Below are 11,952 nucleotides of genomic sequence, written 5' to 3' on the forward strand. Positions count from 1 at the left end.
TTGTCAGCCAGATCAGAAGTTCACGCCGAAGCTCAGGGCGAGGAAGTCGCGGTCTTCGAGGACGTTGTAGTCGCCGCCGAAAAAGTCGGTGTAGCTCAGGCTGGCGGTGTAGGTGTTGCGGTAGTCGGCGTCGACGCCAACGCTGACAGCCTTCGCGCCCTCGTTGAACAGGCCGTTGGGGCCGTAGCCTGACACGTCGTGAGACCAGGACAGGTTGGGTTTGAAGTTGACGCCGGCGACGACGTTGGAATAGTCGAGAATGGCCCGCGCGCGGTAGCCCCATGAGGTCGAGGTGACGAAACCGTCGGTGTCACCGTTGAAGCCGTACTGGCCGTAGACCGAGTCGCGGCCATAACGCAGCTGGTCCTTGGACTCCAGCCCCCCCACATGCACCACCGCCGCCTCGCCCACCAGGGTCAGCCGATCGGCCCCCAGCACCTGGTCGAAGAAGTGCGTCATGGTGCTCTGGATCTGGGTGATTTCCTTGCGCCGGTAGCCGGTGTTGTCGGCACCCGGCGCGGTCGCGATGGGCGATGCCGCGCCACCGGCAATCGGGTTGACCAGGGCCAGGGTCAGGTCGTTGGTATTGACCTGCACCGGTGCGTTGGGACGGTAGCTGATCTCGCCGGTCCAGGCGGTGCCGGTGGGTAACGTCGTGGAGAAACTGGCGCCGTACAGGCGGATATCTTCCGGGTATTCAAGGTAGTACCCACCACGGCCCAGCATCACGCTTTGCGCAAGGCCCGCACCGCTGCCAGGGACCAGGCCGTTGGCGATCGCGACCATTCCCGGCAACGCCGCCAGCGTCGAAAGCCCCGCCGTGGTGGTCCCGACGGTAGGCGTACGGCTGTGGTAATTCATGAAGTACAGGCCGTACTCGGTATCATCGCCAAGCCAGCGCAACGCCGTGCCCCACTGGCCGGAGTCGCGGGCGTCGCGGTCGCCGCCACGGGGAATGATCACCCCTTCGCTGGACACCTGGATCTCCTGGCCGAATGCCTGGGTCAGGGGCACGAACGGCGCAATCGCCGGACTGCCCACGGTGTAGCCACTGGTGCAACCATCGGCCACCACGTCGTTGCCGAAGAACGTGCCGCAGTTATCCACCACGGTCTGATCCCACTCCAACTGGTAGAAACCTTCGATGGTGAGCTTGTCGGTCAGGCCCTGGGAGGCGAACAGCATGTTCACCGGAATCAGGCCTTCCTTGATTTCCGCACCGGGGCGACGGAAGGCGGACACGTCCACCGGGTTGATGCTGTTGATGGAGTTGCCGATGAAGGTGCTTTCCCCCCAACTGACCACCTGCTTGCCGGCGCGCACAGTGCCCGGCAGATCGGCGATGGAATAGTTGTGATAGACGAAGGCATCGAGAATCTGTGCCCCTGAGGACTTGGCGCCTTCCTTGCGATTGCTGTCGCTGATGTCCTTGAACTCGCGGCCCTCATCCTTGAGCTCGAAGTCATACCAGTACTTGCCACGCACGAACACACCGGTGTCGCCGTACTTGAGTTCGAGGTCGTGCAGTCCTTTGAAGATCTTCGAAAAGGTCTCGCCTTTCTTGAAGTTCAAGCGCCCATCGTCACCGGTGGAAGATTGCCCCCGGCCACCGTTGACCGTCCCCACCAGATCCCTGTCGGCGTCGCGCATGCCCCAGCTCGCGCCAACGGACAGCGAGGAGTCGAACTGGCCTTCGATCTCGCCAATGTTGAATGAAACGGCCTGCGCCTGGGCACAGCAACCCAAGGCCACCGCGACGGCCAGCGCCTGCGGCTTGAAGATGGCGCGCATTGTTATTGTTGTCATGCGTCTTCCCCGGTGAGTGACAGAGACTTCACCCTACTGCCGCCCGGAGCGGGCGATAAGCGCACCAAGGAGGTATTCGCGCTGTCGCTCGAAAGGATTACAGCCTTTGCGAGACGGGCCTTTGCACGACGCATGGATGGACTGGATGACCCATCATCAACGCCACGCATATCCATCGCGGCCATGACACTGTTGCGCGCACTGCAACAGTGCATGTCCGGATCCGGGCTGTTTCCCGACGCGGTCGATCCTTATGCTGGCCGGGCTTGCAGGGTAACGGGCCTGCCAGCAGCCGCCACGGCATCCCTCACGCCTGGCGCACCGTCATTCGGATGGACTGGCGTCATCGGTTCATCATCCCGTGCTTGCGACGTTGATTTGTAGCTCCTTTGCAACGTCATCTTCAGGCCGCTGCTTTTTGCAGCGGCCTTTTTTATTTGGTTTATTCCCAGATGAAATTCTCGACGCTTACATCAATATCGGAAATATCCAACAGCCCGGCCACCTGCTCCAGCGCATTGCTTTCTTTCATTTCCATTGAGTACAACTACGTCAATTGCAATGAACGATGACAAGTGCTCAACATACCGCCATATCACTGATATACCGGCATCCGATATATGCATGGGAAGAACACCCAGGGACTCTTAAACCAACGTAGACCGGAAGCAGCGGCAAAATAGAAACAGGGCACAAGCAAGCCTGAATACCTTACCGGTGACACCAGTTAAGAGCGGCAACTGCCGTACCTCTAACGCCCTGAAGACCAGACGCCAATTCCCACACGAAACCAAGACCTTCACTACATGCCGAACCCACAGTCATTGTTAGCCTGATTTACGTCGAAGCCTGTTGCATCGACCTTCTTCAGTTATCAGTGAGTTTCTTATGTACGCGATCAACTCCACAAGTTACCGATCAAGATATGGCTATAACAATCGGGTTCGTTTCCTCGTCTTTCACTATACCGCCGCCAACTTTTCGTCCTCTGTCAATACATTGACCGGCGCCTCGGTCAGCGCTCATTACCTGATTCCGGATTTCAACGACCCGAGTTATCTGAAGGCTGGGTTCAATGAGCCGCAGATCTTCAACCTGGTGGACGAGAACCAGCGCGCCTGGCACGCAGGGGTGAGCAGCTGGGGAGGCAGGAATAACCTGAACGACACTTCGATTGGCGTCGAAATCGTCAATCTCGCCACGGATAACCAGGGACAATTCACCTTTCCTCCTTATGACCCCCGGCAAATCGAGGCAATCCAATACCTGGCCTCGAACCTGCTCCAGCGCTATCCGGACATCAGCCCGGTCAACGTGGTGGGGCATTCGGACATCGCCGCCGGCAGGAAAAGCGATCCCGGCCCGATGTTCCCGTGGCAGGCGCTATACGCCAAGGGCATCGGTGCCTGGTTCGATGAGTCCACCCAAAGGGCCTGCATGCACGCCTACGAATGCGCCGGCTTGCCTACCCGCGAACAATTGCTCGGGCTGTTCAAGAAATATGGCTATGACACTTCGGCTGCCACGACCAGTATGGGCTTCCAGCGCCTGGTGCGCGCCTTCCAGCTTCACTTTCGCCCGGCCCGGTATGACGGTGTGATGGACATCGAGACCGCCGCGAACCTGGCGGCACTGGTGAAGAAGTATTGTCCGTGACCGACGTTGCCGTCATCGACGGCAACCGGTCTGGCGGCGAGTCAAACGGCGTAGCGTTGCAGATTCGCCATCATCTCCTTCAATGCTTCCAGGTTGTCGTTCGGGTGGACTGCGTCCTTGAAATCACAGATCTGCTGCCAATGGGCGGCGACGTCTTCGGGGGAAAAACCCTTGTTCGGATCGAATCCGGCACCGAGGCTGCGTTCCCAGCGCACCTTGCCCATCCAGCCGCCACCCACCTCGAACAACCCGGAAGTTTCCTGGCAGGCTTCGCTGGCCAGGTACACCACCAGCGGGCTGACCAGTTCGGGCTTGAGCTGTTCGAACACCTGCGGCGGCATCAGGCCTTCGGTCATGCGGGTGCCGCCAGTAGGCGCGATGGCATTGACCAGGATGTTGTTCTTGCGACCTTCAATGGCCAAAGTGCGCGTCAGGCCATACAGGCCGAGCTTGGCCATGCCGTAGTTGGACTGGCCGAAATTGCCATAGATCCCCGAGGTCGAGGCCGTGAAGATCACCCGGCCATAATTCTGCTCGCGCAGGTGCGGCCATGCGGCACGGGTGACTTTGTAGGCGCCCTCGACATGGACGCGATAGACCAGGTCCCAATCGGCATCGTCCATCTTGTGGAAGGTCTTGTCCCGCAGGATACCGGCGTTGTTCACCACCACATCGACCCGGCCGAACACGTCGAGGGCATTCTGTACCAGTTTGTCGCCATCAGTGACCGAGTCGTGGTTTGCCTCGGCAATACCGCCGGCCTCGCGAATCTCAGCCACCACCCGATCCGCCGCCGAGGCGTTGGCCCCCTCGCCCTGGGCGGAACCACCAAGATCGTTGACCACTACCCGGGCGCCTTGCCTGGCGAACAGCAGGGCATGGGCCCGCCCCAGGCCACCGCCAGCTCCGGTGACGATCACCACTTTATCTTCGAAGCGCACAGATTCACTCATGGGCAGAACTCCAGCAGGCCGAATGGATTGCAAAGCCCGAGTGTCGGGCACAGGGAGCATGATCCACAATCAACACGGCTGAGAGTGAATGGTGGGCGATAAGGCGAGGGGATGATGCGTTGGCGCATGACAGGACGCGAATCCGAGCCTGGCTCAACCCGATCCCAAGGCAACAGGCGTCACGAGTACACCACCTGCCGCACCGGCCCAGGGATGCCCGCACGGAACGCCAGGTAATGCTTGAGCACCTGCACCGGTGCCTCCGCCTGCGGATAGTGGCCGATGTCGGGCAGCAGCACCGTATCCGCATTGGGAATCAGCGCCTCGTAGCGCGCTACCATGTGCGCACCGGAAATCGGATCGAACCCACCATCGATGACCCGCATGGGCACTTCGCCGCGCTGCATCGCGTGCACCCAGCGATCGCGCCGCACACGGCGTTCGGGAATGTAGCGGATGAGTTTGTGCATGATCCGTGGGCCGCCGTTGCTGTGCACCAGGCTCCAGTAATCGTCCAGTTCGCTTTCGCTGGGGCCGGTCCATGGCCCGAAGATCCGCCGAAAACTCTTGGCCAGGCCCTCGCGGGAAAAGGCCCGGGCCACCAGCCAGCCCAAAGGACCGAGCAACAACCTTTGCACCAGCACCGGACGATGGGTCTCCGGAAACAGGCCGCCGTTGAGGAACACGCAACTGGCGATGTCGATACGTGCCTCGCAATGACGAGCGATCAGTTCCTGGGCCACGCTGTCCCCATAATCGTGGGCCAACAGGTGAACCGCTTGCCTGACATTCAGGTGCTCCAACAGCGCCTGCTGCAGATCGGCCTGCTCCAGCAGGCTGTAGATGTGATCCACCGGCTTGGCGGAATCACCAAACCCGAGCATGTCGCAGGCAATCACCCGATAGCGCTGGGCCAGGGGTTGCCACAGGTAGTGCCAATCCCAACTGGCGGTGGGGAACCCGTGGATCAGCAGCAACGGTTCACCGTGCCCCGCCGCCCAGTACCGGATGGCATGCCCCCGGAACATGAAGGTCTGGCCGCGCTGGCGCCAGATGCGCAGGGGAACCTGCACCATAGGCATCAGCTTCTATAACCCTGGTCTTGTTGATCGAGCTTGCGCAGCAACGCAGGCCACGCCAGCGCGCCCCCCATGCCCTGGGCACTCCTGGTGACTGCGGCGATCATCGCCTTGGCACCGGCCAGTATCGGCGTATCGATGGCAATCAGCTCGACCCCGCCATTTTGTGCCAGTACCTGGATCTCACAGGCCCGCTGAAAGGTGAACATCATCAGGAAGGTATCGGCGATAGTCCCGCCGCAGGTCAGCAGTCCATGGTTGTGCAGCAACAGGAAGTTGCTGTCGCCCAGGTCTGCCTGCAGACGGGCCTTCTCTTCGTGATTGAGGGCAACGCCCTCATAAGGGTGACAGGCCAGGCTCGACAGCACGAACAGGGATTGCTGGCTGATGGGCAGCACCCCTTGCTTCTGGGCCGATACGGCGACGCCGGCAGCGGTGTGGGTATGCAACACACAGGCTACATCGTGGCGCACTTCGTGCACTGCGCTGTGAATGGTGTAGCCGGCCGGATTGATCTCGTAGGGGCTGTCCATGAGCTTGTTGCCGGCCTGATCGACCTTGACCAGGCTGGACGCGGTGATCTCGTGGAACATCATCCCGAACGGGTTGATCAGGAAGTCCTCGGTGCCGGGAATCTTGGCGGAGATATGCGTGAAGATCAGGTCATCCCAGCCATGCAACGCCACCAGTCGGTAACAGGCGGCAAGATCGACGCGGGTTTGCCATTCGGCGGTGCTGACCTGGTCCTTGATGCTGAGTGTCGATTGGATGGGCGCTACGCTCACGGCTCTGACCTCTGGCTTATCGTTATAAGGTGCAACGGCACGCCGTGCACAAGAGGATGAGTCTAGTCAGCCCTGGCGAGGGCGCTAGTTGCCTTGGCAGCCAGCTTAATGACCGAGCGGGTCACGCCGCCCGTTGCGCCGACGCCCGCTCGATCAACGACGCAGGGCCTCGATCAACTCTCCCAGCCAAGGCTGCGCATCGGTTTCCGGCGTGACGCTTTCGCTGGCATCCAGGCGCAGCATAGGCAGCACCTCGGCCACCCCAAGTTCGGCGAACAATTCGCGCATCTGCTCGCCACCGCCGCAGAAAGTGTCGCCGTAGCTGGCATCTCCCAGGCCGATCACGGCACCTGGCAAACCGCGAAAGAAGGCGGGCAACTGGTCGCGAATGGCCGAATACAAGGGCATCAGGTTATCCGGCAGTTCTCCCATGCCGGTGGTGGACGTCACGGCCAGCAAGGCTTGCGGGGCGAATGCCTGGATGTCCGCCAGGGTCGCCCGGGGGTTGCACAGGGTTTCGAAACCGGCCTCGCCGAGCAGGGTGGCGGCATGGTGGGCGACTTCTTCGGCGGTGCCGTATACCGAACCGCAAAGGATGGCGATTTTCATCTATCTGGTCCTGAACCTGAATAAAAGACTCGGGATAGTAGCAGGCAGAGCCGCCAGTTTGCGATTGGCTCCCAACAACCAGTGATGGCCAGTGGACAGCCCTGCAGATTCTTCTAAAATGCTGTATTTACAGGGATTTGAAAAGGAAGCGGTCCATGATCAATGCGCAGCTGATGCAACTGGTGATAAACGCTTCCAACGACGGAATCGTCATCGCCGAAAAGGAAGGCGACGAGGACAACATCCTCATCTATGTGAACCCGGCCTTCGAGCGGCTGACCGGCTATAGCCGGGACGAGATCCTCTATCAGGACTGTCGTTTCCTGCAATCGGGCGATCGCGACCAGCCCTCGCTCGAGCACATACGCGAGACGTTGAAGCAGGGCGGTGCCTGCCGGGAAGTGCTGCGCAACTATCGCAAGGATGGCACGCCGTTCTGGAACGAATTGTCACTGTCGACGGTTAAGAACGCAGCTGACGGCCACACGTACTTCGTGGGCGTGCAGAAAGACGTGACGGTCCAGGTCAGGGCACAGAACCGCATCGCGCAGCTGGAAAAGGAACTGGCGGACGCCCGGGCCACGATTGCTCGTCTTGAAGCGACGAATGGCACAAACAAAACGGCGAATTAACGGTCAGTCACTACAATCACCAGTGAACACGTAAGAAATCATCTCGAGCACACCATGCAGCGCGACGCCCTTCTGACCCAGGATGAGCTGGATTTCATCCGGACAATGCAGCACAACCCGCAATTGAACGAGCGGGATGTCACGTCGAGCCTGCTGGTCAATGGCGGGTCGCAGATCCGTGACCTGCTGACGCGCCTGGCGGCGAACGAGCAGGTCACGCTGCAAGCCAGTTTCGAAAATCAGCAGATGACGTTCCCGCTGCACCTGGTGGAAGACGAATTTCACGCGATGCACCTGCGCCTGGGCGTACCGAGCATCTACGAGGACGGGCCCAAGGTGCGTCCCTGGCGCTTGGCCCTCGAAGAACCGGTGGCCCTGGAGAACGCCAAGGGCCAGCCAGGGCCTTTGTGGGTTCACGAGGTATCCTGCAAGGGCGTGCTGCTGGAAAACCGCAGCCGCATCAAGCCCCCCAAGCAGTTCGCCTTGTGGTTCAGCCCGTCAGGGTACGAGAGGATTTCGTTGCGCGGCGCCTTCGAACGGGAAACCGATCGGGGCCTGTATGCCTACCATCTGAGCCAGAATGACGAGGACGAGACCGAGCGCCTGCGTCAGTACATCCTTCAACAACATCGGCTGACCCATCCGGCGATGCATCTGTAGGCCACGAAAAGCCTTGATACTCGCTCATGCTGCTTACAGAGCCCAGGCCCTGCCTGTGTCTGCACGATTTCTCGCACAAGCCCAGGCGATCGTCCGGCTTCAGGTGTCCAGGCTTCCCGCCAGCAACTGACGCAAGCGCTGGCTCATCACCGTCCCTTCATTGCCCAGGCAGCCGATCGACGATCCCGCCAGGCAATCCTGCATCAAATCGGAAGCGTCACCCGCCAGCATCAAGGGGCAATCCAGGCTCATCGCCAGTTTGTTCAGGCGCTTGGGCAATTCAGCCCCAGGGGCATGGTTGGACATCAGTACCAGCGCCACCGGTTTCACCTTCTGGCACACCAGGGTCAACTCATCGAACGGCTGGCCCACCGTCAACAGCCTGATGCCCACGTCCGCCTTCGACAGGAACAACGCCGTGACCAATAGCTCCAGTTCGCGGCATTGGCCGGCGATGGCAGTGACCAACAGACGTCGCGAGGGTGAATCACGCTTGAGCAAGAGCCGTTGTGCGACACGCGAACGCAGGAAACCGTCGTAGAACAGCCATTCGCTGGTCTGGCCGAACTCCTGCTGGCGCTGCAACAGCTGCCGCCACAGTGGCATCAATATGTTCTGGAATACGATGGGCACCGCGTAGCTGGAAAATATCTGCCCATAGATGCGGTCCAGCCCCATGTCGTCAAAGTCGCCGATTGCATCGGCCACTTGCTGTTGCCATTGGGCGTAGTCGCTCCTGACCCGACTGGATGGAATCAACGGGGAAACCGATTTCACCGAATCGGTTCTGGCCAGGATCTTGCTCACCTTGCTGACCGCCACCCCCCGTTCGATCCAGGCCAGGATGCTGCGGACCTTCTCGATATCCCCCAGGGAGTACAAGCGATGACCGCTGTCAGTGCGCGTGGGCTGGATCAGACCGTAGCGGCGTTCCCAGGCGCGCAGCGTCACTGGGTTCACGCCGGTGAGGCGGGATACTTCGCGAATGGGAAACAGATCTTCCCGTTCCATGGCGCCTGATGCCTGGAATACGAACTTATCGTCGGTGATTACGCTCATCTCGGAAGAATTCCCATTGGCGAATTGGATCCTATCTTACCCCTTCTAAGTCGTATGATGACAACTACAAACCGTATCGATATGCGCAGTTGTTGTGTCCCTTTATGACGGGCTCGTAGGTACAGGTCGCCGACCGCTGTTATAGTTTTGCTCCTGCCGTGAACCGAGCCGCCCCATGCCCAGTGCCAACGCTCCGATCCTGCTCACCGGCGCAGCCCAGCGCGTCGGCCTGCATTGCGCCCAGCGACTGCTGGACGAAGGTCACGCGGTGATCGCCACCTATCGCACCGAACGTCCCGGCGTACAGACGCTGCGTGATCGGGGGGCGACCGTGCTATACGCCGATTTTTCCAATGAGGCGGGGATCCTGGCCTTCATCGAGCAACTCAAGCAGCACACCGACCGGCTGCGGGCCATCGTGCACAACGCCTCGGCATGGCTGGTCGAAACACCCGGCGACGAAACGGCAGCCTTCAACGCGATGTTCGGCGTACACATGCTCGCGCCCTATCTGATCAACCTGCATTGCGCGCAGCTGCTGCTGCGCTCGAGCCCCGCGGACATCGTGCACATCAGCGATGACGTGACACGCAAGGGCAGCAGCAGGCACATCGCCTATTGCGCCACAAAGGCCGGCCTCGAAAGCCTGACGCTGTCCTTCGCGGCGAAATATGCACCCGCCATCAAGGTCAACGGCATCGCCCCTGCCCTGCTACTGTTCAACCCCGCAGACGACGCGGCGTACCGGGCCAAGGCCCTGGCCAAGTCGGCACTGGGCATCGAGCCCGGTAGCGAAGTGATCTACCAGAGCCTGCGTTACCTGCTGGACAACCCCTATGTCACCGGCACGACCCTGACCGTCAACGGCGGGCGGCACCTCAAATAGCCTGTTTCGAGGATTCATCATGGCGTTATCCCTGCCACAGCATTACCGCGAAATCCTCATCGGCCTGGGGGAAAACCCCGAGCGCGAGGGCTTGCTCGATACCCCGCTGCGCGCCGCCAAGGCCATGCAGTACCTTTGCCACGGCTACGAGCAGAGCGTGGAGCAGATCGTCAACGGCGCGCTGTTCGCCTCGGACAACGATGAGATGGTGATTGTCGCCGACATCGAGCTCTATTCCTTGTGCGAACATCACCTGCTGCCCTTCATCGGCAAGGCCCATGTGGCTTATATTCCTACGGGCAAGGTCCTGGGGCTGTCGAAGATCGCCCGGTTGGTGGACATGTTCGCCCGTCGCCTGCAGATCCAGGAGAACCTCACCCGGCAGATCGCCGACGCGGTGCAGCAGGTCACCCAGGCCGCCGGCGTGGCGGTGGTGATCGAAGCCCAGCACATGTGCATGATGATGCGCGGCGTCGAAAAACAGAACTCGACCATGAATACCTCGGTGATGCTTGGCGCCTTCCGCGAGTCCAGCACCACTCGCCAGGAGTTCCTGCAATTGATTCGACGGAGCAACTAAATGCCACAACTTCAGCCAGCCATGGCGCGCATCCGGGTCAAGGACCTGCGCCTGCGCACCTTCATCGGTATCAACGAGGAGGAGATCCTCAACAAGCAGGATGTGTTGATCAACCTGACCATCCTGTATCCGGCCCAGGACGCGGTTCGCGACAACGACATCGATCACGCGCTGAACTACCGCACCATCACCAAGGCGATCATCGCCCACGTGGAAGGCAATCGCTTTGCCCTGCTTGAACGACTGACCCAGGAGCTGCTGGATCTGGTCATGGCCAATGAGTCGGTGCAGTACGCCGAGGTCGAAGTGGACAAGCCCCATGCCCTGCGATTCGCCGAGTCGGTGTCGATTACCCTTGCAGCAAGCCGGGCTACTTCGTAGCCGCTGCAAGCCTCAAGCTGTAAGCTTCGAGCCTGAGCACCGCAAATCCACTCTTGCAGCTTGAAGCTCGCCCCTTGAAGCTGCCTCGCAGAGACCACCATGAACGATCAACAACGCCTCGAACTCGAAGCCGCCGCTTTCCGTCGGCTGGTTGCCCACCTGGACAGCCGCAAGGACGTGCAGAACATCGACCTGATGAACCTTGCCGGCTTCTGCCGCAACTGCCTCTCCAAGTGGTACAAGGCCGCCGCCGATGAACGCCAGATCGAGGTGAGCCTCGACGAGGCCCGTGAAACGGTCTATGGCATGCCCTATGCCGAATGGAAAGCCCAATACCAGAAAGAAGCCAGCGCCGAACAGCAAGCGGCGTTCGCCAAAGGAAAACCCGATGCCTGACCTGAACACCTTTCGCAGCCAACTCAAGAGCGGCGAGCACGCCTTCGCCGACACCCTGGCCTTTATCGCCGCCGGCTACGATTACCAGCCCCGCGCCTTCAATAACGGCGGCGTGCAAAACGCCGCCGGGCAGAACGAAGGCTCGTGCAAGACCCTGGGCCTGGCCTTGCTCGAAGGATTGAGCGACGAAGAAGCGCTGCTGGCGTTCGGCGAACATTACCGCTCGGTGCTGGCCACGCCCGAAGGCAGTGATCACGGCAATATCCGCGCGCTGATGGTTCATGGGCTGGCAGGTGTGAAGTTCGACGAGTTGCCGCTGCAACGGCGCTGATCGATCCTAGCTGTGTGGTGAGACCTGTGTGGTGAGATCCCCTCGCCACAAGGGTTGCACGCATCCTGAGTTGAAGTACACCTCGCCACATCCCGACTTTTAAGATTGACCCGGCAACTTTATTTCGTTTGCCGGGCCC

The 11,952-nt window shown here is 60.5% G+C and carries 14 protein-coding genes; 8 read left to right on the forward strand and 6 right to left on the reverse strand.

Annotated features, from left to right (window positions below):
* Window positions 1-12: 12 nt before the first annotated feature.
* A complete protein-coding gene (locus BT179_RS09745; RefSeq protein ID WP_072388297.1) occupies window positions 13-1,806 on the reverse strand; it encodes a DUF1302 domain-containing protein in 1,794 nt (597 codons plus the stop codon).
* An 888-nt stretch (window positions 1,807-2,694) separates the two neighbouring features.
* Here BT179_RS09745 and BT179_RS09750 point away from each other — a divergent pair.
* Window positions 2,695-3,462 (forward strand): N-acetylmuramoyl-L-alanine amidase, encoded by a 768-nt coding sequence (locus tag BT179_RS09750; protein ID WP_072388299.1) that lies wholly within the window; start codon window positions 2,695-2,697, stop codon window positions 3,460-3,462.
* 41 nt (window positions 3,463-3,503) lie between these two features.
* On the opposite strand, the gene BT179_RS09755 is transcribed toward BT179_RS09750, so the two are convergent.
* The 4 genes from BT179_RS09755 to BT179_RS09770 form a co-directional block, all read right to left on the reverse strand.
* Window positions 3,504-4,415, reverse strand: a complete 912-nt coding sequence (locus tag BT179_RS09755) for an SDR family oxidoreductase (RefSeq protein WP_072388301.1) — start codon at window positions 4,413-4,415, stop codon at window positions 3,504-3,506.
* A gap of 179 nt (window positions 4,416-4,594) precedes the next feature.
* The gene (locus tag BT179_RS09760) at window positions 4,595-5,497 is read right to left on the reverse strand and encodes an alpha/beta fold hydrolase (protein WP_072430778.1); all 903 of its coding nucleotides are present in this window, start codon (window positions 5,495-5,497) and stop codon (window positions 4,595-4,597) included.
* The gene (locus BT179_RS09765; RefSeq protein WP_072430777.1) at window positions 5,497-6,279 is read right to left on the reverse strand and encodes a class II aldolase/adducin family protein; all 783 of its coding nucleotides are present in this window, start codon (window positions 6,277-6,279) and stop codon (window positions 5,497-5,499) included. Before BT179_RS09765 ends, BT179_RS09760 begins: the two co-directional genes overlap by 1 nt.
* Before the next feature lie 153 nt (window positions 6,280-6,432).
* Window positions 6,433-6,888, reverse strand: coding sequence for a flavodoxin (locus BT179_RS09770; RefSeq protein ID WP_072388308.1), 456 nt, complete (start codon window positions 6,886-6,888; stop codon window positions 6,433-6,435).
* A gap of 155 nt (window positions 6,889-7,043) precedes the next feature.
* Between BT179_RS09770 and BT179_RS09775 the strand changes: the two genes are divergently transcribed.
* A complete protein-coding gene (locus BT179_RS09775) occupies window positions 7,044-7,520 on the forward strand; it encodes a PAS domain-containing protein (protein ID WP_072388310.1) in 477 nt (158 codons plus the stop codon).
* 54 nt (window positions 7,521-7,574) lie between these two features.
* Entirely contained in the window at window positions 7,575-8,180 is a 606-nt protein-coding gene (locus tag BT179_RS09780; RefSeq protein ID WP_072430776.1) for a hypothetical protein, read from the forward strand.
* Window positions 8,181-8,279: 99 nt separating this feature from the next.
* On the opposite strand, the gene BT179_RS09785 is transcribed toward BT179_RS09780, so the two are convergent.
* The gene (locus BT179_RS09785) at window positions 8,280-9,239 is read right to left on the reverse strand and encodes a MerR family transcriptional regulator (RefSeq protein ID WP_072388314.1); all 960 of its coding nucleotides are present in this window, start codon (window positions 9,237-9,239) and stop codon (window positions 8,280-8,282) included.
* Window positions 9,240-9,414: 175 nt separating this feature from the next.
* On the opposite strand from BT179_RS09785, the gene folM reads away from it, so the two are divergent.
* From folM to BT179_RS09810, 5 genes are all read left to right on the forward strand, one after another.
* A complete protein-coding gene (folM, locus tag BT179_RS09790) occupies window positions 9,415-10,125 on the forward strand; it encodes a dihydromonapterin reductase (protein WP_072430775.1) in 711 nt (236 codons plus the stop codon).
* Between the two features lie 19 nt (window positions 10,126-10,144).
* Window positions 10,145-10,705: a GTP cyclohydrolase I FolE gene (gene folE, locus BT179_RS09795; protein WP_072388318.1), complete on the forward strand. Its 561-nt coding sequence runs from the start codon at window positions 10,145-10,147 to the stop codon at window positions 10,703-10,705.
* The gene (gene folX / locus BT179_RS09800; RefSeq protein ID WP_072388320.1) at window positions 10,706-11,086 is read left to right on the forward strand and encodes a dihydroneopterin triphosphate 2'-epimerase; all 381 of its coding nucleotides are present in this window, start codon (window positions 10,706-10,708) and stop codon (window positions 11,084-11,086) included.
* Between the two features lie 99 nt (window positions 11,087-11,185).
* Window positions 11,186-11,482: a DUF1244 domain-containing protein gene (locus tag BT179_RS09805; protein WP_072388322.1), complete on the forward strand. Its 297-nt coding sequence runs from the start codon at window positions 11,186-11,188 to the stop codon at window positions 11,480-11,482.
* A complete protein-coding gene (locus BT179_RS09810) occupies window positions 11,475-11,813 on the forward strand; it encodes a HopJ type III effector protein (protein WP_072388324.1) in 339 nt (112 codons plus the stop codon). Before BT179_RS09805 ends, BT179_RS09810 begins: the two co-directional genes overlap by 8 nt.
* The last annotated feature ends 139 nt before the right edge of the window (window positions 11,814-11,952 follow it).

Origin of the sequence: Pseudomonas sp. NFACC43, assembly GCF_900119645.1 — a bacterium.
Lineage (GTDB): Bacteria > Pseudomonadota > Gammaproteobacteria > Pseudomonadales > Pseudomonadaceae > Aquipseudomonas.